20 protein-coding genes are annotated in these 17,972 nt (G+C 71.1%); 12 read left to right on the forward strand and 8 right to left on the reverse strand.

What is annotated here, in order from left to right; all coding sequences use genetic code 11:
• The first annotated feature begins 130 nt into the window (after positions 1-130).
• The gene (moaA, locus tag ACWGJM_RS29395) at positions 131-1,120 is read left to right on the forward strand and encodes a GTP 3',8-cyclase MoaA (RefSeq protein WP_453414743.1); all 990 of its coding nucleotides are present in this window, start codon (positions 131-133) and stop codon (positions 1,118-1,120) included.
• Positions 1,121-1,180: 60 nt separating this feature from the next.
• Here moaA and ACWGJM_RS29400 read toward each other — a convergent pair whose 3' ends face one another.
• Positions 1,181-1,399, reverse strand: a complete 219-nt coding sequence (locus ACWGJM_RS29400) for a hypothetical protein (protein WP_453414744.1) — start codon at positions 1,397-1,399, stop codon at positions 1,181-1,183.
• Positions 1,400-1,613: 214 nt separating this feature from the next.
• Entirely contained in the window at positions 1,614-2,009 is a 396-nt protein-coding gene (locus ACWGJM_RS29405; protein ID WP_453414745.1) for a DUF3099 domain-containing protein, read from the reverse strand.
• Positions 2,010-2,226: 217 nt separating this feature from the next.
• Between ACWGJM_RS29405 and ACWGJM_RS29410 the strand changes: the two genes are divergently transcribed.
• Positions 2,227-2,511, forward strand: a complete 285-nt coding sequence (locus ACWGJM_RS29410) for a GlsB/YeaQ/YmgE family stress response membrane protein (protein WP_453414746.1) — start codon at positions 2,227-2,229, stop codon at positions 2,509-2,511.
• Between the two features lie 90 nt (positions 2,512-2,601).
• Here ACWGJM_RS29410 and tyrS read toward each other — a convergent pair whose 3' ends face one another.
• From tyrS to ACWGJM_RS29425, 3 genes are all read right to left on the reverse strand, one after another.
• Positions 2,602-3,870, reverse strand: a complete 1,269-nt coding sequence (tyrS, locus tag ACWGJM_RS29415; RefSeq protein ID WP_453414747.1) for a tyrosine--tRNA ligase — start codon at positions 3,868-3,870, stop codon at positions 2,602-2,604.
• A 43-nt stretch (positions 3,871-3,913) separates the two neighbouring features.
• The gene (locus ACWGJM_RS29420; RefSeq protein ID WP_453414748.1) at positions 3,914-5,308 is read right to left on the reverse strand and encodes a metallopeptidase TldD-related protein; all 1,395 of its coding nucleotides are present in this window, start codon (positions 5,306-5,308) and stop codon (positions 3,914-3,916) included.
• An 82-nt stretch (positions 5,309-5,390) separates the two neighbouring features.
• On the reverse strand, positions 5,391-6,914 hold the full coding sequence (locus tag ACWGJM_RS29425; RefSeq protein ID WP_453414749.1) for a TldD/PmbA family protein: 1,524 nt from the start codon (positions 6,912-6,914) through the stop codon (positions 5,391-5,393).
• A gap of 313 nt (positions 6,915-7,227) precedes the next feature.
• On the opposite strand from ACWGJM_RS29425, the gene ACWGJM_RS29430 reads away from it, so the two are divergent.
• The 6 genes from ACWGJM_RS29430 (at position 7,228) to ACWGJM_RS29455 (ending at position 11,293) form a co-directional block, all read left to right on the forward strand.
• On the forward strand, positions 7,228-8,358 hold the full coding sequence (locus tag ACWGJM_RS29430) for an SEC-C metal-binding domain-containing protein (RefSeq protein WP_453414750.1): 1,131 nt from the start codon (positions 7,228-7,230) through the stop codon (positions 8,356-8,358).
• 88 nt (positions 8,359-8,446) lie between these two features.
• Positions 8,447-8,731, forward strand: a complete 285-nt coding sequence (locus ACWGJM_RS29435) for a type II toxin-antitoxin system Phd/YefM family antitoxin (protein ID WP_453414751.1) — start codon at positions 8,447-8,449, stop codon at positions 8,729-8,731.
• 5 nt (positions 8,732-8,736) lie between these two features.
• Positions 8,737-9,123 (forward strand): type II toxin-antitoxin system VapC family toxin, encoded by a 387-nt coding sequence (locus ACWGJM_RS29440; RefSeq protein WP_453414782.1) that lies wholly within the window; start codon positions 8,737-8,739, stop codon positions 9,121-9,123.
• Positions 9,124-9,282: 159 nt separating this feature from the next.
• Positions 9,283-9,987, forward strand: a complete 705-nt coding sequence (gene fabG, locus ACWGJM_RS29445) for a 3-oxoacyl-[acyl-carrier-protein] reductase (RefSeq protein WP_453414752.1) — start codon at positions 9,283-9,285, stop codon at positions 9,985-9,987.
• Between the two features lie 5 nt (positions 9,988-9,992).
• Positions 9,993-10,760, forward strand: a complete 768-nt coding sequence (fabI, locus tag ACWGJM_RS29450) for an enoyl-ACP reductase FabI (RefSeq protein WP_453414753.1) — start codon at positions 9,993-9,995, stop codon at positions 10,758-10,760.
• 182 nt (positions 10,761-10,942) lie between these two features.
• On the forward strand, positions 10,943-11,293 hold the full coding sequence (locus tag ACWGJM_RS29455; RefSeq protein ID WP_453414754.1) for a hypothetical protein: 351 nt from the start codon (positions 10,943-10,945) through the stop codon (positions 11,291-11,293).
• On the opposite strand, the gene ACWGJM_RS29460 is transcribed toward ACWGJM_RS29455, so the two are convergent.
• A complete protein-coding gene (locus ACWGJM_RS29460) occupies positions 11,271-11,963 on the reverse strand; it encodes a FadR/GntR family transcriptional regulator (protein ID WP_453414755.1) in 693 nt (230 codons plus the stop codon). The genes ACWGJM_RS29455 and ACWGJM_RS29460 overlap by 23 nt on opposite strands.
• Positions 11,964-12,045: 82 nt before the next feature.
• Between ACWGJM_RS29460 and ACWGJM_RS29465 the strand changes: the two genes are divergently transcribed.
• The 4 genes from ACWGJM_RS29465 (at position 12,046) to ACWGJM_RS29480 (ending at position 14,514) form a co-directional block, all read left to right on the forward strand.
• Positions 12,046-13,335, forward strand: a complete 1,290-nt coding sequence (locus tag ACWGJM_RS29465) for a CynX/NimT family MFS transporter (protein ID WP_453414756.1) — start codon at positions 12,046-12,048, stop codon at positions 13,333-13,335.
• Between the two features lie 70 nt (positions 13,336-13,405).
• Positions 13,406-13,522, forward strand: coding sequence for an SGM_5486 family transporter-associated protein (locus ACWGJM_RS29470; protein WP_453414757.1), 117 nt, complete (start codon positions 13,406-13,408; stop codon positions 13,520-13,522).
• Between the two features lie 172 nt (positions 13,523-13,694).
• Complete coding sequence (locus ACWGJM_RS29475; RefSeq protein WP_453414758.1) at positions 13,695-13,901, forward strand: hypothetical protein; 207 nt, start codon at positions 13,695-13,697, stop codon at positions 13,899-13,901.
• A gap of 94 nt (positions 13,902-13,995) precedes the next feature.
• On the forward strand, positions 13,996-14,514 hold the full coding sequence (locus ACWGJM_RS29480; RefSeq protein ID WP_453414759.1) for a SixA phosphatase family protein: 519 nt from the start codon (positions 13,996-13,998) through the stop codon (positions 14,512-14,514).
• A gap of 140 nt (positions 14,515-14,654) precedes the next feature.
• On the opposite strand, the gene serB is transcribed toward ACWGJM_RS29480, so the two are convergent.
• Together serB and ACWGJM_RS29490 are read right to left on the reverse strand one after the other, a co-directional pair.
• The gene (gene serB / locus ACWGJM_RS29485) at positions 14,655-15,878 is read right to left on the reverse strand and encodes a phosphoserine phosphatase SerB (protein ID WP_453414760.1); all 1,224 of its coding nucleotides are present in this window, start codon (positions 15,876-15,878) and stop codon (positions 14,655-14,657) included.
• 173 nt (positions 15,879-16,051) lie between these two features.
• A complete protein-coding gene (locus ACWGJM_RS29490; protein WP_453414761.1) occupies positions 16,052-17,755 on the reverse strand; it encodes a streptophobe family protein in 1,704 nt (567 codons plus the stop codon).
• Positions 17,756-17,972 lie beyond the last annotated feature (217 nt).

Raw genomic sequence — 17,972 nt, forward strand, 5'->3', positions numbered from 1 at the left:
GTCCTACGACGCGGCCGCGTCCCATGTGGTGGGATCGGTTTTGTGTCGCTGTCAGTGGTGTCGCGTAGGCTCGCAAGTGACGGCAGACGAGTGACGATCGCCGCGATCCACGACAGGGGGAGGGGGCCACGTGCTCATCGACACATTCGGCCGGGTGGCCACCGACCTGAGGGTCTCGCTGACCGACCGCTGCAATCTGCGCTGTACGTACTGCATGCCCGAGGAGGGCCTGCAGTGGCTGGCCAAGCCCGACCTGCTCACGGACGACGAGATCGTCCGTCTGATCGACATCGCGGTCACCTCCCTCGGCGTCACCGAGGTCCGCTTCACCGGCGGTGAACCCCTGCTGCGCCCCGGCCTCGTCGGCATCGTCGAGCGCGTCGCGGCCCTGGAGCCCCGCCCCCAGACGTCCCTCACCACCAACGGCATCGGCCTCAAGCGCACCGCGACCGCCCTGAAGGCGGCCGGCCTCGACCGGGTCAACGTCTCCCTCGACACCCTCCGCCCGGACGTGTTCAAGAGGCTCACCCGCCGCGACCGCCACAAGGACGTGATCGAGGGCCTCCAGGCCGCCCGCGAGGCCGAACTGACGCCGGTGAAGGTCAACACGGTCCTCATGCCGGGCCTGAACGAGGACGAGGCCCCGGACCTCCTGGCCTGGGCCGTGGAGCACGACTACGAGCTGCGCTTCATCGAGCAGATGCCCCTGGACGCCCAGCACGGCTGGAAGCGCGAGGGCATGGTCACCGCGGGCGACATCCTCGCCTCGCTGCGCACCCGCTTCGAGCTGACCCCCGAGGGTGAAGGGGAACGCGGCTCGGCCCCGGCCGAACGCTGGCTGGTCGACGGCGGCCCGCACCGCGTCGGCGTCATCGCCTCCGTCACCCGCCCGTTCTGCGCGGCCTGCGACCGCACCCGCCTCACCGCCGACGGCCAGATACGCACCTGCCTCTTCGCCACCGAGGAGACGGACCTCCGCGCGGCCCTGCGCTCCGGGGCCCCCGACGAGGAGATCGCCCGCATCTGGCGCCTGGCCATGTGGGGCAAGAAGGCGGGCGCCGGCCTGGACGACCCGTCGTTCGTCCAGCCCGACCGTCCGATGTCGGCGATCGGCGGCTGATCCGCCAGGCCTGATCCGTCCGGCCTGATCCGTCCGGCGTGGTCGGGCAGTCCTGATCGGTCAGGACTGCCCGGCCGACTCCCACTCCGTGAGCAGGACGACGTCCTTCAGGAAACCGCGTACTCCGAGGAACTGCGACAGGTGCTCACGATGCTCCTCGCACGCCAGCCACGTCTTGCGCCGGTCCGGCGTGTGGATCTTCGGGTTGTTCCACGCCAGCACCCACACCGCATCGGCACGGCAGCCCTTGGCGGAGCAGATGGGAGTCTCGTCAGTCACGGCTTCGTTCTCACACAGGGCAGACAAAAGGCGACGCCGAGCAGCCACGGGGGGAGCTGCCCGGCGTCGGTCCGTCGCTCCGACGGGGGATGCGGAGCGCGTACGAAGTATGTCACGCGTAACCCTTCGCCTGGCACTGGAACAGCATGATTGATCTGAGCTTTTCTTGAGCTTGGCACGGAGCCTACGTCCGCCCGCCGGCCATCAGCGATGGTCACACGGGGTTCGACCGCTCACCCTGCACTCCCGCCGCGGGCTCCGCCGGCACGTCCTCCGGCACGGGTTCCGCCTGCGTGTCGTCCGCCGGGGGAGCGATCATCGGTTGCATCGGCGTGGTAACGAAGGTCGACGGCAGCCCCGGCGCCCGCTCGCGGCCCGCGTTGGCGACCACCACGGCGATGTAGGGCAGGGTCGCCCCGAGCACCAGTGCCACGATCGCCACGTGCCGTTCGACGTTCCAGAGGGTGGCGGCGAGGATCACCGCGACCGTGCGGATCGCCATGGAGATGACGTACCGACGCTGCCGGCCGCGCACGTCCTCCGCCAGGCCCGTCCGGGCTCCGGTGATCCGGAACACCTGGACGTTGCCGCCGCCATGTTGCTTCCGCATCACATTCCACCATCCGCCCGCATCGGCCTGTCCCCGCGTTCCACGGTACGCCGCGGCTGCGCCGCCTTCGAGACCGGGGCACTCCCCTGCCTGGGCGAACGCCCTCAGCCCGGTCACGTAGGGCCGTACACCCGTCGGCCGTACACGACATGCGTCGTACGGCGGACACGCCGAGACTGGGCGTAGTGCTCACGTCGAGCCGTACGAGGAGGCAGTCATGGGCTGGTTGTGGGCGATCATCGTCGGATTCGTGCTGGGTCTGATCGCCAAGGCGGTCATCCCGGGCAAGCAGCACAGCCCGCTCTGGCTGACCACCATCTTCGGCATCCTCGGCGCCGTCGTGGGCAACGCGATCGCCCGCGCGTTCGGCGTCGCGGCGACCCCGGGCATCGACTGGACCCGGCACCTCTTCCAGCTGGTCGCCGCGATCATCATCGTCGCCGTCGGTGACATGGCGTACATGGCGCTGTGGGGCAACCGGAAGCGGGAGCAGCGGGTCTGACGCGGATACGCCGGAGGGCGGCTCCCAGCGGGGAGCCGCCCTCCGGTGAGTCTCAGGCGACGGTGAGTGAGTCTCAGGCGCCGGCGAGTCTCAGGCGCCGGTGACCTCGACCGCCGCCAGGTTCTTCTTCCCGCGCCGCAGCACCAGCCAGCGCCCGTGCAGCAGGTCCTCCTTCGCCGGGACGGCGTCCTCCGCGGTGACCTTGACGTTGTTCACGTAGGCACCGCCCTCCTTGACCGTGCGCCGCGCGGCCGACTTGCTGGCCACCAGACCGACCTCGGCGAACAGGTCGACCACCGGGCCGAGCTCGGTGACCTGGACATGCGGCACCTCGGACAGGGCCGCCGCCAGCGTCCGGCCGTCGAGCTCGGCCAGCTCGCCCTGGCCGAAGAGCGCCTTGGACGCGGCGATCACGGCGGCCGTCTGGTCGGCACCGTGCACCAGCGTCGTCAGCTCCTCGGCCAGCGCGCGCTGCGCGGCCCGGGCCTGCGGACGCTCCTCGGTCTGCTTCTCCAGCTCCTCCAGCTCCTCGCGGGACTTGAAGGACAGGATCCGCAGGTACGTCGAGATGTCCCGGTCGTCCACGTTCAGCCAGAACTGGTAGAACGCGTACGGCGTCGTCATCTCCGGGTCGAGCCAGACCGCGCCGCCCTCGGTCTTGCCGAACTTGGTGCCGTCCGCCTTGGTCATCAGCGGCGTCGCCAGCGCGTGCACATTGGCGTGCGGCTCCAGCCTGTGGATCAGGTCCAGGCCGGCCGTCAGATTGCCCCACTGGTCGCTGCCGCCCTGCTGGAGCGTGCAGCCGTACCGCCGGAACAGCTGGAGGAAGTCCATGCCCTGGAGGATCTGGTAGCTGAACTCCGTGTAGCTGATGCCCTGGTCGGACTCCAGGCGGCGGGCCACGGAGTCCTTCGTCAGCATCTTGTTGACGCGGAAGTGCTTGCCGATGTCCCTCAGGAACTCGATCGCGGACAGGCCCGCGGTCCAGTCGAGGTTGTTGACCATGACGGCCGCGTTCTCCCCCTCGAAGGAGAGGAACGGCTCGATCTGGCGGCGCAGCTTGTCCACCCAGCCGGCGACCGTCTCCGGGTCGTTCAGCGTGCGCTCCGCCGTCGGACGCGGGTCGCCGATCAGACCCGTGGCGCCGCCGACCAGCGCCAGCGGCCGGTGACCGGCCTGCTGGAGCCGGCGCACGGTGAGCACCTGCACCAGGTGCCCCACATGCAGGGACGGCGCGGTCGGGTCGAAACCGCAATAGAACGTGACGGGACCGTCCGCGAGCGCCTTGCGCAAAGCGTCCTCGTCGGTGGACAGGGCGAACAGCCCCCGCCACTTCAGCTCGTCGACGATGTCCGTCACGGTTCTCGTATCTCCTTGAGTGGGCGCGTAATCAGGTACGAGGTTATACGCCCTGGCTGACAGAGCTCATATTGAAGTCGGGCACCCGCAGCGCGGGCATCGCAGCCCTAGTGAACCAGTCGCTCCATTCCCTCGGCAGCGTCTTTTCCGTGCGCCCGGCCTCCGTGGCCCGCCCGAGCAGGTCCACCGGCGACTCGTTGAACCGGAAGTTGTTCACCTCGCCGGTCACCTCGCCGTTCTCCACGAGGTAGACGCCGTCCCGGGTCAGCCCGGTCAGCAGCAGCGTCGCCGGATCGACCTCGCGGATGTACCACAGGCAGGTCAGCAGCAGGCCGCGCCCGGTGGCGGCGACCATCTCCTCCAGGGAGCGGTCCTCGCCGCCGTCCAGGATGAGGTTGCCGAGCGCCGGGGCCACCGGCAGCCCGGTCAGGCCGGCGCTGTGCCGGGTGGTCGTCAGGTGCTTGAGCCGGCCCTCGCCGACCCACTCGGTGCCGCGGACCGGCAGCCCGTTGTCGAACACCGACTGATCGTCCCCGGAGGAGTGCGCGATCACGAACGGCGGGCACTCCAGACCCGGCTCGTTCGGGTCGCTGCGCAGCGTCAGCGGCAGCTCGGTCAGCTTGTCGCCGACGCGGGTGCCGCCGCCCGGCCTGGAGAACACCGTCCGCCCCTCGGCCGCGTCCCGGCCGGACGCCGACCACAGCTGGTAGATCAGCAGGTCGGCCACCGCGGTCGGCGGCAGCAGCGTCTCATAGCGGCCCGCGGGCAGCTCGATCCGCCGCTCGGCCCAGCCCAGCCGTACGGCCAGCTCCGCGTCCAGCGCCCCGGGATCGACGTCCTTGAAGTCCCGCGTGGAGCGCCCCGCCCACGCCGAGCGGGTACGGTCCGGGGACTTGGCGTTGACCTCCAGGGTGCCGTTGGGCTGGTCGTGCCTGAGGCGCAGGCCCGTGGACGTCCCCAGGTACGTCGACACCAGCTCGTGGTTGGCGAAGCCGTACAGCTCCCGCCCGCCCGCACGCGCGCGTGCGAACGCCTCGCCGAGCGCCGGGGCGAAGTCCGCGAACACGGCGGAGGAGGTCTCGACGGGCGCGTCCGTGAAGTCCGGGGACTCCGGCACGTCCGTGACCAGGGGCTGCGCGTCCTCCGCGGGCCCGGCGCCGCGTGCGGCGGCCTCGGCGGCCCGGACCAGGGGCTCCAGCTCCTCGGCGGTCACCGCGGACCGCGACACCACACCGGAGGCGGTGCCCTTCTGGCCGTCCACGGTCGCGATCACCGTGAGCGTACGGCCGCGCGTGACGCCGTTCGTGGTCAGCGCGTTGCCCGCCCAGCGCAGGTTGGCCGTCGAGTGCTCGTCGGCGATCACGACGCAGCCGTCGGCCCGGGACAGCTCGAGAGCGCGCTCCACGACCTCGTGCGGCTTGTTGGTACGGGCGCTCATCGACCGGCCTCCTGCGTGGTGTTGAGACTGTGCCTTCCCGGGGGGCGACCCCCGGACCCCCAGCCGATTTCCGTGCGGGCGCTCATCGACCGGCCTCCTGCGTGGTGTTGAGGATGTTGACGCCCTTGAAGAGGGCGGAGGGGCAGCCGTGCGACACGGCTGCCACCTGTCCCGGCTGGGCCTTGCCGCAGTTGAAGGCGCCGCCCAGGACGTACGTCTGCGGGCCGCCGACGGCCGCCATGGAGCCCCAGAAGTCGGTGGTCGTCGCCTGGTAGGCGACGTCCCGCAGCTGGCCGGTGATCCGCCCGTTCTCGATCTTGAAGAAGCGCTGTCCGGTGAACTGGAAGTTGTAGCGCTGCATGTCGATGGACCAGGACCGGTCGCCGACGACGTAGATGCCCCGGTCGACGCCCCCGATCAGGCCCTCCGTGGACAGCCCGGCCGGATCCGGCCGGAGCGACACATTGGCCATGCGCTGCACCGGCACGTGCCCGGGGGAGTCGGCGTACGCGCACCCGTTGGACCGCTCGAACCCGGTCAGCTTCGCGATCCGCCGGTCCAGCTGGTAGCCGACCAGCGTGCCGTCCTTCACAAGTGACCAGCTCTGCCCCGCGACGCCCTCATCGTCGTACCCGATGGTCGCCAGTCCGTGCTCGGCGGTGCGGTCGCCGGTGACGTTCATCAGCTCCGAGCCGTACTTCAGCTTGCCGACCTGGTCGAAGGTGGCGAAGGAGGTGCCCGCGTAGGCGGCCTCGTAGCCGAGCGCCCGGTCCAGCTCGGTGGCGTGCCCGATCGACTCGTGGATGGTCAGCCACAGGTTGGACGGGTCCACGACCAGGTCGTACAGCCCCGGCTCGACGCTCGGCGCACGCATCTTCTCGGCCAGCAGCTCCGGGATCCGCTCCAGCTCGGTGTCCCAGTCCCAGCCGGTGCCGGTGAGGTACTCCCAGCCGCGCCCGACGGGCGGCGCGATGGTCCGCATCGAGTCGAACTCGCCGCTGGACTCGTCGACCGACACGGCGGTCAGCTGCGGATGCAGCCGCACCCGCTGCTGCGTCGTCACGGTCCCCGCGGTGTCCGCGTAGAACTTGTTCTCATGCACGGTGAGCAGCGAGGCGTCGACGTGGTCGACCCCGTCCGCCGCCAGCAGCCGCGCGCTCCAGTCCGCCAGCAGCGCCGACTTCGCCTCGTCGGGCACGGTGAACGGATCGATCTCGTACGACGAGATCCACGTCTTGTCGGCGTGCACCGGCTCGCCGGCCAGCTCCACCCGCTCCTCCGAGCCGGCCGCACTGATCACCTGCGCGGAGAGCTTCGCCATCGCCACGGCCTGCGAGGCGACCTTGGCCGCGGAGTCGAGGCTCAGGTCCACCCCGGACGCGAAGCCCCACGTCCCGCCGTGCACGACCCGGACCGCGTACCCGAGGTCGGTGGTGTCCGACGAGCCGGCGGGCTTGGCGTCCCTGAGCCGCCAGGACGCGCTGCGCACCCGCTCGAACCGGAAGTCCGCGTGCTCGGCCCCCAGCGCCCGCGCGCGTGCGAGCGCGGCGTCGGCCAGGGCGCGTAGGGGGAGTGCCAGAAATGCTTGGTCGATTTCATGGGGCACGGGTGGGATCCCTTCGGACTGCTCGCCTGTGATGACCGTCGCAAGCAGTGAATCATGGCTCACCAAGCGCATTTCCCGGAAATACACAGGACCTGTCCTGGGGACATGGTCAGGAGCCAAAGCGCTGGCAGGAGTGCCTCGCCGAGGGGCATCTCGTGTACGCGTCTTCCGGCACGTCTCTCGCGGAGTTCGCCGACACCGCACGCACGGTGCGGGTCGAGTGACGGGTGGCGGAAGGACACCGTACGCCTCGGGCGGGTGATGCCACAGGGTTCCCGGGCGGCGCCGACTCGGCCCGGAATACGGTGGGTTCATGGCTGGCAAGCGCCGTACGTCCGGCAAGAAGAAGTCCCGTCGCACCGGGTACACCCCCGTCCCCCGCCAGGCGCTCACCCCGGCGCAACAGGCCGAGGAGTGCGAGAGGTTGGTGGAGCAGTACCCCGAGGACCGGGAGGAACTGCTCCGTGAAGCCGCCGACGCCTGGCGGAGCGCAGGGGAACACGACCGTGCCCTGGCGCTCTACGAGCGACTGCTCGATCCGGAGTCGGACGGCTGCGGGGAGCCGGACGTGGTCGACGCGTGGCGCATCGACACGCTGTGGGAGGCGGGGCGCGAGGAGGAGGCGCGGGAGGCGGCCGCATCGTTCCGCGCGAGGCACCCCAGGGATGCCACCGCCTGGAGCCTCGTCGCCGGGACCTTCGAGAACGCGGACGAGACGGCGACGGCCGCCGAGTGGTACACGACGGGCGTTGCGCACGCTCTCGGCGCCGGCGTCCTGGTGACGGCGGACCTGGTCGGCGACTCCCCGGACTCCTTCGGTGGGCAGGAACTGCTCATCGGCCGCCACCGCGTGCGGCGCCTGCTCGGCGAGGCCCACGACGACTGGGACGACGTGGCCGACGAACTGCACGAGCGGCGCGCGTCGCCCCTGCTCGGCCGGGCGCGTCCACTCGACGAACTGCATGACCCGCTCCGCCTGAAGCGGCTGGCCGAGGGAGGGCCCGACGCCCTGCGGGCCGAGTTCGAGGAGCTCGCCATGCAACCGGACGAGGAGGAAGGGGCGCCCACGGGGCCGCTGAAGACGTGCGTCCTGTTCTGGCCGCCGGAGGAGTTCGCACAGCTCATGGAACGCTGGCCGACGGTCGTGGACGCGTACGGCGACGACCACACCGGCCACCTGCGGCAGGTCGAGCGCACCCTGCGTGAGCTGTCGGACCAGGGCGCCGTGCACCTGGCGGTCGGACGGGCCACCGTGAGCGGCCTGGTGGCGCACGTGGCCGAGAAGGGCGGTTCCACCGACACGCCGGCCGCCCGGTCCGGGTACGCGGCAGAACTCGCTCGCAGGGGACTGGCGACCGACTGGCCGCCGGCTCGCAACGGGCCCTGCTGGTGCGGGTCGAAGCGCAAGTACAAGAAGTGCTGCGGAAATCCCGCGATCATGTGAACGCGGGGGCAGGCCGCCAGTCTGAGTTGTGGGTACGGTGGTAGGGATGTAGGCACAAGCCCTGGTCGGGAGATCGAAGAGGTCCGTCATGAGCACCATCTCCGTGCGCGAGTTCTCGTACAACCCCAGCGCTGTCTTCGCCCGCGTCGAGAAAGGGGAGGCGATCCAGGTCACCCGGCACGGCAACGTGATCGCGATACTGTCACCGGTCGGCGGGCCCATGGAGCGGTACGCGCACTTGGTGGCCCAAGGAAAGATCAAGCTGAAGCCGGTCACCGCTGCCGACCGGCACAGCATGCCCCACTACGAGGTGGCGGAGAACGTCGACCCCCTCGCGCTGCTCCTGGCCGAGCGTGAGGAAGACGACCGTTGATCTATATGGACACGTCGGCGCTGGTCACGTGGATGACCCGCCGTAACCATTGGGCCGAGTTGGACGCCTTCCTCGATCAGCGAGTCACTCAGCCGCTGGCCACCAGCACACTCGGCTTCGTGGAGACCGTGCGGACCCTGGACCTCATGGGGCACTTCCCGAAGGCGATGGAAGATCTGGATGCTCGGATCACCGAGATCCTCCTCACCCGAGAGGTGCGTGACGGGGCGGCCCTGCTGGTCGGACGCCTGCGCACGTTGGATGCGATCCACGTGGCCAGCGCACTGTCGCTGAGGGACGACCTGACGGCCGTGGTGACATACGACCGCAGGATGCTCGAGACGGCACGTGCCGAGGGGCTGCCCGCGCACGCCCCCGGAATGACGGACTGACCTGGCGGCGGACTGTAGAAACCCGACAGCGACTCGCGCAAGCCACTGTCGGTGCCCGCTTGCCTCCGCGCGCGGCCGGACCGATAGGTTTTCGAGGGAAGCCGCCTGTCATCCAGGTGTTCGGGCGGTGTGTCAGACCGCTATCGAAAGGGTGATCCGATGAGCCGCTCGGTTCTCGTCACCGGAGGAAACCGGGGCATCGGCCTCGCCATCGCCCGCGCTTTCGCCGACGCCGGCGACAAGGTCGCGATCACGTACCGTTCGGGTGAGCCGCCGGCCGGCTTCTTGGCCGTCAAGTGCGACATCACCGACTCCGAGCAGGTGGAGCAGGCCTACAAGGAGATCGAGGAGCAGCACGGCGCGGTCGAGGTCCTGGTCGCCAACGCGGGCGTCACCAAGGACCAGCTCCTGATGCGCATGTCCGAGGAGGACTTCACCTCGGTCGTCGACACCAACCTCACCGGCACCTTCCGCGTCGTCAAGCGCGCCAACCGCGCCATGCTGCGCGCCAAGAAGGGCCGTGTCGTCCTGATCTCGTCGGTCGTCGGGCTGTACGGCGGCCCCGGTCAGGCGAACTACGCCGCGTCCAAGGCCGGCCTCATCGGCTTCGCGCGCTCCCTCGCCCGCGAGCTCGGCTCGCGCAACATCACGTTCAACGTCGTCGCACCCGGCTTCGTGGACACCGACATGACCAAGGTGCTCACCGACGAGCAGCGCGCCAACATCGTGTCGCAGGTGCCGCTCGGCCGGTACGCCGAGCCGGAGGAGATCGCCGCGACGGTGCGGTTCCTCGCCTCGGACGACGCCTCGTACATCACTGGAGCCGTCATCCCTGTTGACGGCGGACTGGGAATGGGTCACTGATCACCATGAGTGGAATTCTCGAGGGCAAGCGCGTCCTGATCACCGGTGTGCTGATGGAGTCCTCCATCGCCTTCCACACCGCCAAGCTGGCCCAGGAGCAGGGCGCCGAGATCATCCTGACCGCCTTCCCGCGGCCCACGCTGACCGAGCGCATCGCCAAGAAGCTGCCCAAGCCCACCAAGGTCATCGAGCTCGACGTCACCAACGACGAGCACCTCGGCCGCCTGGCCGACATCGTCGGCGAGGAGCTCGGCGGCCTCGACGGCGTCGTGCACTCCATCGGTTTCGCGCCCCAGGACGCGCTCGGCGGCAACTTCCTCAACACGCCGTTCGAGTCCGTGGCCACCGCCATGCACGTCTCGGCGTACTCCCTGAAGTCGCTGACCATGGCCTGCCTGCCGCTGATGCAGAACGGCGGCTCCGTCGTCGGCCTCACCTTCGACGCCAAGTTCGCCTGGCCGCAGTACGACTGGATGGGCCCGGCCAAGGCCGCCCTGGAGGCCACCAGCCGCTACATCGCCCGTGACCTGGGCAAGCAGAACATCCGCTGCAACCTTGTCTCCGCCGGCCCCATCGGCTCCATGGCCGCCAAGTCCATCCCGGGCTTCGCGGAGCTGGCGTCCGTGTGGGACAACCGCGCGCCCCTGGAGTGGGACCTCAAGGACCCGGAGCCGGCCGGCCGCGGCGTGGTCGCCCTGCTGAGCGACTGGTTCCCGAAGACCACCGGCGAGATCATCCACGTGGACGGCGGCCTGCACGCCGTCGGCGCCTGACCGCTGCCGCTCGGGCTCGACTGTTCCGAGGCCCGCACCTCCTGCCGGGGGTGCGGGCCTCGGGACGTTCCGGCTTCACCCGTTCGGCCCACCAGCCGGGCGTCGTGGTGCGGGGCGGCGCACTCTGGATTGCGCGTCCACCTCGCGAATGCCCTCCCCAGCACGGCCGAGGAGGTCTTCTTGTGCGCCTGTCCCGCAGCCTGACCTCGGTGACCGTAGCAGTGGCCCTCGTGCTCTCCCTGCCGTACGAGGCGATGCCGCACGCGCGCGTGAAGGACGGCAAGCCGCCGTTCCCGCAGCTGTTCGGGGCGGAGTGCCGTACGGCCGTCAGCGGCTCCCAGGTGGTGGCGTACTGCCACAACCCGTACGTCGGCATCGACCGCGTGCGTCTGCACATCGAGTGCGCCCGCTGGTGGGACCTCGACACCGACGGCGATCCCGTCGACACCGACCCCGCGATGACTGTCCGGCTGGCGGGACGGTGCTGGAAGGAGGTCCGCTCGGTCTGGATCAGCCACCAGAAGGTGAGCTGAACCGCCCCGGACGGCACAGGAAGGGATAGCTCGCGGCCTCCGTGGCGGCCGCCTGCGCGTCGCCCGCGCGGATGGCGTCCACGAGCCGGGTGTGGTCCATGTGCGCCTCGGGCGTGAGGTCAGCGCCGACGTCCGCGCGCAGCCAGTCCCGCAGCACCTCGCCCAGGTCCGCGTACATCGCCGTCATGACGTCGTTGTGGGAGGCGGACACCACGGCCAGGTGGAAGGTCGCGTCCGCCGTCACGAAGGCCTCCGCGTCGCCCGACTCCCAGGCCTCCTCGCGCCGCACCAGGAGGGCGTCGAGCTGCTTGAGGTCCTTCTCGGTGCGCCGCTCGGCGGCCAGCCTCGCCGCCGAGGACTCCAGTGTGGAGCGCAGCTCGGCGATGTGCCGCGGGTCGGCGTCGGCGAAGCGGCGGTGCATCACGCCCGCCAGCTCACTGGTGGCCACGACGTAGGTGCCCGAGCCCTGCCGGATGTCCAGCAGGCCGTTGTGCGCGAGCGCGCGCACGGCCTCGCGGACCGTGTTGCGGGCGACCCCGAGCTGCTCGACCAGTTCCGGCTCGGTGGGGATGCGCGAGCCGACCGGCCACTCGCCCGAGGTGATCTGATTGCGCAGCTCGGCGATGACCTGCTCGGACAGCGCCGAACGACGGGGGTGGCTCAGGGGCATGGCACACCTTCGCACAGGTGGGCGGGCAGCGGGCGGCCCAGGGATGGACAACCAATCATCCTATGATTCTAAGATGGTCGGCATGGCACGCGAGGAAACACGTACGACATCCCGCACACCCCGCCCTCCGACGGCCGCCGGCGGATCCGGTCCGGCCGCAGCCGTCACGCGCGCGTGGGCGACGCGTCTGGTCGTCGTCGGCATCGTGCTGTCCGCCGTGAACCTCCGCCCCGCCATCACCAGCCTCGGCGCCCTCCTGGAGGAGGTCCGTGACGACCTCGGCATGAGCGGCAGCGTGGCCGGACTCCTCACCTCCGTACCCCCGCTGTGCTTCGCCCTCTTCGGCTTCACGGCACCCCGCCTCGCCCGCCGCTTCGGCCCCTCCGCCGTGGTGTGCGCCGGCATGGTCGCCATCGCCGCGGGCCTGCTGATACGGCCGTACGCCGGGAGCACCGGCGGATTCCTGGCCGCCAGCGCACTCGCCCTCATGGGCATAGCGGTCAGCAACGTCCTGATGCCGGTCATCGTCAAGCGCTGGTTCCCCGACCGCGTGGGTTCCATGACCGGCCTGTACTCGATGGCACTCGCCGTCGGAACCTCGGTGGCCGCCGCGGCGACCGTGCCCCTGACCGACATGCTGGGCGGCGGCTGGCGGTCCGGGCTCGCCGTGTGGGCGGCCCTCGCCGCCGTCGCGGTGCTGCCCTGGCTGCCGCTGGTACGGGACCGGGGGCCGGCCCCCGCGGACCGGGAGCCGGCGCGGCAGGCCCACCTGGGGCTGGAACCGGCGCTGCGCATCACCCGGAGCCGTACGGCCTGGGCGCTGGCGGTCTTCTTCGGGCTCCAGGCCACCGCCGCCTACATCACGATGGGCTGGATGCCGCAGATCTTCCGGGACGCGGGCGTTGCCGCGGGCACGGCGGGCCTGCTGCTCGCCGTCACCATGGTGATGGGCGTGCCGCTGGCCTTCGTCATCCCGCGCCTGGCCGCCCGGCTGCCGCACCAGGGCCCCATCGTGCTGGTGCTCGGCGCCTGCGGCCTCGCCGGGTACGCCGGGCTGTACTTCGCGCCGGCCGGCGGCGCCTGGGCCTGGGCCTTGCTGCTCGGCGTCTCCAACTGCGCCTTCCCGCTGGCGCTGACGATGGTCGGCATGCGGGCCGGGACCGGCGCGGGCGTCGCGCAGCTGTCCGCCTTCGCGCAGAGCATCGGCTACCTGATCTCCATCCCCGGGCCGCTCCTGGTCGGCGTGCTCTACCAGAGCAGCGGCGGCTGGGGCCTGCCGCTCGCGCTCATGGCCGGCCTCATGCTGCCGCAGATGGCCGTGGGCGTCCTGGCGGGCCGGGACCGGACGGTCGAGGACGAGGCGGCACGCTGATCCGCCACTCGGGGGTACGGGGCCTCACCCCGGCGGATCCGCGGCGGGCCGGGAGTGCGACACTGACCCCATGCCTGTGCTCGACCCGAACCCCCAGAACGGCCAGAAGAAGATGCTGATCGTCTTCGGCTCGTTCCTCGCCATCTTCGTGCTCATCGCCATCATCGCGACCATCGCGTCCCCCTGACCCCGCCCCCCCCGGCCGCCATGGTGGGGCTAGCCCCACCATCCCCTAGGGGGCCAGGGTCAGGGTCAAGTGGGTGGGTCACCGGATGGGTGGGCGGGCCCGGATTCCGTAGCTTCGAGATGTGGCCGCGACAGGCGGACCACGGACCACTCGAAGACCCGCGGAGGCGAGCATGGCGGCCCGTACGCACACCCGGCCCCACCCGGCGACCACGGGCGGCGTCGACATCCGGCTGCCCTGGTGGGCCCTCGCCCTGCCCGCGCTCGCCTTCGTCGCCCTGCTGATGCTGATACTCAACCCGTCGGACGCCCAGGCGGCCACCGGTGACCCGGCCCTCACCCACCTCTATGAACGGGCCCAGCAGCTGATCACCCGCTAGGCCCCGTCCGCCTGGCGGCGGTACGCTTTCCGCCCGCGAATCCGCATGTCAACTCCCTGCGCCCCATGGCCTGTTTCATGCGAAGCTGGGTGCCATGAGCGTCGCAGAACCCCGCAGGATTGTCCTCTTCCGGCATGCGAAAGCCGACTGGCCACAAGTGAACGACCATGAGCGGCCGCTCGCCGAGCGGGGCCGCATGGACGCCGCAGTCGCCGGCCGCAAGCTGGCCGACACCGGCCTCCACCTCGATCTGGCCCTGTGCTCAACCGCCGTCCGGACCCGCGAGACCTGGAAGCTCGCCGTCCACGAGTTCCCAGAGCGGCCGAAAACCATCTATGAGGAGCGGCTCTACGAGGCCTCGCCCGGAGAGCTGATCGCCGTGCTCAACGAAGTCGACGACGACACGCAGAACGCGATCATGATCGGCCACAACCCGGGCATCCACGGACTCGCCGACATCCTGGCCGCCTCCGACGAGAACGACGCCCGCGAACGGATGAACCGCCGAGGCTTCCCCGCCGCCGCCTTCGCCGTTCTGACGTTCACCGGCTCCTGGAAGAGCCTGGAACCGGGCGCGGCCACCCTCATCGACTACTGGGCTCCCTCCGAGTGACACCCCCGCCCATGACCGCCGTCGCATGACGGCACACGGGAGAGGGCCCGACGCCGGCCCGGGACCATTAACCAACAGCGTCCCGGCCCGGTGCCGGGCCCTCCCGCGCACGTGGCATGCCCAGGGCGGCTCGGGGCGGATCAGCCCTCGTCGTGCGTGTCCGCCGCCTCGACCTCTTCACGGGTGACGCCCAGCAGATACAGGACCGTGTCCAGGAAGGGCACGTTCACCGCGGTGTGCGCGGCCTCACGGACGACCGGCTTGGCGTTGAAGGCCACGCCCAGTCCCGCCGCGTTCAGCATGTCCAGATCGTTGGCGCCGTCGCCGATCGCCACCGTCTGGGACAACGGGACACCGGCCTCGGCCGCGAACCGGCGCAGCAGCCGTGCCTTGCCCGCCCGGTCCACGATTTCGCCGGTGACCCGGCCCGTCAGCCTGCCGTCGACGATCTCCAGCGTGTTGGCCTGGGCGAAGTCCAGCCCGAGCCGCTCCTTGAGATCGTCGGTGACCTGCGTGAAGCCACCCGAGACGACACCGACCTGGTAACCGAGCCGCTTCAGCGTCCGGATCAGGGTGCGGGCTCCCGGAGTCAGCCGCACCTCGGCCCGCACCTTCTGCACCACCGAGGCGTCCAGGCCCTCCAGCAGGGCCACGCGCGCGTGCAGCGACTGCTCGAAATCCAGTTCCCCGCGCATCGCGGCCGCCGTCACCTCGGCGACCTTGTCCTCGCAGCCGGCGTGCGCGGCGAAGAGCTCGATCACCTCGTCCTGGATCAGCGTGGAGTCCACGTCCATCACCACCAGGCGCTGCGCCCGCCGGTGCAGCCCCGCCGACACGACCGCGACATCCACGCCGAGCGCCGCCGCGTCGGTGACCAGGGCGGTGCGCAGCGGCTCGGTCTCCGCACCGGACACCGCGAACTCCACCGCCGTCACCGGATACTTGGCGAGCCGGAAGATACGGTCGATGTTGCCGCCGGTCTTGGCGATCCGGGCCGCGATCGCGGCGGTCGACTCGGCGGTGAGGGGATGCCCGAGGACGGTCACCAGGGAGCGCCCGAGACCACGCGGACGGTTGTCGCCGCGACCGGAGATGATCTCCGCCTGCATCTTCATCGACTCGGCCCAGCTGTGCACGGTGGCCCGCAGATCACCCTCCAGAGCGGGGGGCGGCTGCGTCACGAGCGCGCACAGCACCAGGCGGCCACGCGTGACGACCTGCTCGATGTCGACCACGTCGACATAGAAGGCGGCAAGGGTGTCGAAGAGGCCGGCCGTGATGCCCGGCCTGTCCTTGCCGAAGATCTTGACGAGGAGGGTGGGGACCTCAGAGGTCTGTGAGGCGGAGGTCTGCGAAGCGCTCATGGTGTATCCACCGTATCCGGCACCCAGTGCCTTCCGCCCGCGAGGTCCGACCAGCGGACAGGGAACAGTGGGTGTCGCTCCGGTTGCCGGATTCCGACGGGCGGGCCACGGCCGGTTCCTCGAGCGTACGGCCCCCTGCGCCCGTGGCGCGCGGGAGTGCGCAGCTCAGGGCCTCACGGCCGCCCCTGCCGTTTCCCCCGCGGAGGCGGCGAGGGCGGCGGAGGAGACGGTGGGGGCGGAGGTGGGGGCGGGCCGGCCGGCCGGGCCACGGTGGGAGAGCCGTATACGTCGCCGGACGCCGGCGCCCCCCCAGGACCGTGCGCACCCTTCGCGTCCTCCGGTTCCCGCAACCCCTCCGGGATCCGCAGATAGGGATTGGTGTCCGGGTTCGGCGGACGGTACGGCGTGCCGGGGGCGTAGGGACCCGACGGCCCGGCCGGGCCCGAAGAGCCGGAAGGCCGCGCGTGCTCGTCACCCAGTGCCAGCGCCGCCGCCCCCCGGCCGGCCGCCCCGAACACCAGGGCCAGCAGGGCCCCCGCGGCCCCCACTCCCGCGCCCCACGCGGCCCCGAGGAGCAGGGCCGTGCCCAGATGGCCGTGCAGCTGGACCCCGGCGCCGAACGCGTCGAACCCCAGCACGGACAGCGAGGCGTCCACGGAGACGTCGGCCAGCCAGGCCAGCAGCGGCAGCGTCAGCGCGGTGGCGACGCCCAGCCGCAGCGCACACCGCCCCACGAAACCGACCGCCCCGGAACCGGCCTCCCCAGGGGTCCGCACCGCCGTCAGTACTCCCGCCAACAGCATCATCACGGCCGCCGCGACTCCCAGCAGCCACACCCGCCCGTCCAGGTCGGCGAGGCGCCCCAGGGTCACCGACTGGCCGGACCCCGGGCCGAGGAGCTTGTTCAGTGGGTCGGGCAGCACCCCCACCAGGGCGCCCGTCGCCCTGCCGTCCCACGGCACGAACAGACCGATCGGCACGCCGAGCCACACGCCGTTCGGCGCGCCGAGGAGCGCCGCGCCCGCGATCCGCGCCGGATGGTCGTCGCCGATCGCCGCGTACGCCGCCGCCGCGAGGCCCGCCCCGACGGCCACGAGGAGCACGGTGACGAGCGCCGAAGCCGCGGGCCGTGCGACCCGGTGCACCGCCTCCCAGCCGCTCGGCAGCGGGGTGCGGCGCGAGGCGAGCAGCGCGATCAGCAGGACTCCGGCGCACCAGCCGAGGCCGCCGAGCACAGTGGACGCGGTGTCCACGGTGAACCCGACCGCCGCCTTGGCGTGGATCAGGTCGCCGATCCGGTCGGGCAGCAGCCCGCCGATGTCCCCGAGGTCGCCGAGGCCGGGGATGCTGACCCCACCACCGCCTCCGCCACCGCCCGTGCCCGGCAGCTTGTCGAGCCCGAGCGAGCCGCCGTCGATGGTGATGACGTCGTGTCCCGCCCAGGCCAGCCCGCCCAGCATCGCCACGAACAGCGCCAGCACCGCGCCCGCGCGCGCGAGGAGTTCGGCGGGGGCGACCACAACTCCGGCCGTACGCAGGGACCGTAGGAAGAACCACGACAACAGCAGGGCTCCGACCAGGCTCACCCCGAGTGGCGTGATCTCTATGGCGGTGTGCGCCTCCGCGCCCTTCAGACCGAATGCCGACACATCGCCGGACGGAGAGACCGAACCACCGGCCCCCAGGGCCACAACAGCCGCGGTCATCGGGCCCAGTGACCCCGCCGTGTCCGCCCGCAGCAGGTGCAGCCCGAGCGCGGCCGTACCCGCCATCCCTATCAACGCCCAGCTGACGGCGGCGGTCGCCGACAGCAGGATGTCGCCCCACGGCAGCCTCGTGCCGTGTCGCGCGGTCTCGACTCCCGTGGCAGAGCTCATGGCAGACCCCCCCGATCCGCGGCGCGGCCGGCGGCCGCTCTGTCCCCCTCGCGGGGGATTACCACTCTCCGGGCCGGTTTCAACCCCGTCAACGGGATGAGTTGAAGCGCTCGTCGGCGCTCTTTGCAAGGCCCGACTTTCGGTCAGAGGGCGGAGCCTGAAATAGTTCCCCACGATGTTCGACATCCCTAGACTCCCTGTGTTGGGGGTAACTCGG

Source organism: Streptomyces sp. NPDC054834, assembly GCF_053611185.1.

Excerpts from the sequence above, each read along its gene's own strand:
- ACWGJM_RS29410 (WP_453414746.1), top strand. The coding sequence starts at position 2,227 with ATGGGCTGGTTGTGGGCGATCATCGTCGGATTCGTGCTGGGTCTGATC.
- ACWGJM_RS29475 (WP_453414758.1), top strand. The coding sequence starts at position 13,695 with ATGGCGGCCCGTACGCACACCCGGCCCCACCCGGCGACCACGGGCGGC.
- fabG (WP_453414752.1), top strand. The coding sequence starts at position 9,283 with ATGAGCCGCTCGGTTCTCGTCACCGGAGGAAACCGGGGCATCGGCCTC.
- ACWGJM_RS29490 (WP_453414761.1), bottom strand. The coding sequence starts at position 17,755 with ATGAGCTCTGCCACGGGAGTCGAGACCGCGCGACACGGCACGAGGCTG.
- fabI (WP_453414753.1), top strand. The coding sequence starts at position 9,993 with ATGAGTGGAATTCTCGAGGGCAAGCGCGTCCTGATCACCGGTGTGCTG.
- ACWGJM_RS29435 (WP_453414751.1), top strand. The coding sequence starts at position 8,447 with ATGAGCACCATCTCCGTGCGCGAGTTCTCGTACAACCCCAGCGCTGTC.
- ACWGJM_RS29480 (WP_453414759.1), top strand. The coding sequence starts at position 13,996 with ATGAGCGTCGCAGAACCCCGCAGGATTGTCCTCTTCCGGCATGCGAAA.
- ACWGJM_RS29465 (WP_453414756.1), top strand. The coding sequence starts at position 12,046 with ATGGCACGCGAGGAAACACGTACGACATCCCGCACACCCCGCCCTCCG.
- ACWGJM_RS29420 (WP_453414748.1), bottom strand. The coding sequence starts at position 5,308 with ATGAGCGCCCGTACCAACAAGCCGCACGAGGTCGTGGAGCGCGCTCTC.
- ACWGJM_RS29470 (WP_453414757.1), top strand. The coding sequence starts at position 13,406 with ATGCCTGTGCTCGACCCGAACCCCCAGAACGGCCAGAAGAAGATGCTG.
- ACWGJM_RS29430 (WP_453414750.1), top strand. The coding sequence starts at position 7,228 with ATGGCTGGCAAGCGCCGTACGTCCGGCAAGAAGAAGTCCCGTCGCACC.
- ACWGJM_RS29440 (WP_453414782.1), top strand. The coding sequence starts at position 8,737 with ATGGACACGTCGGCGCTGGTCACGTGGATGACCCGCCGTAACCATTGG.
- serB (WP_453414760.1), bottom strand. The coding sequence starts at position 15,878 with ATGAGCGCTTCGCAGACCTCCGCCTCACAGACCTCTGAGGTCCCCACC.
- ACWGJM_RS29460 (WP_453414755.1), bottom strand. The coding sequence starts at position 11,963 with ATGCCCCTGAGCCACCCCCGTCGTTCGGCGCTGTCCGAGCAGGTCATC.
- ACWGJM_RS29405 (WP_453414745.1), bottom strand. The coding sequence starts at position 2,009 with ATGCGGAAGCAACATGGCGGCGGCAACGTCCAGGTGTTCCGGATCACC.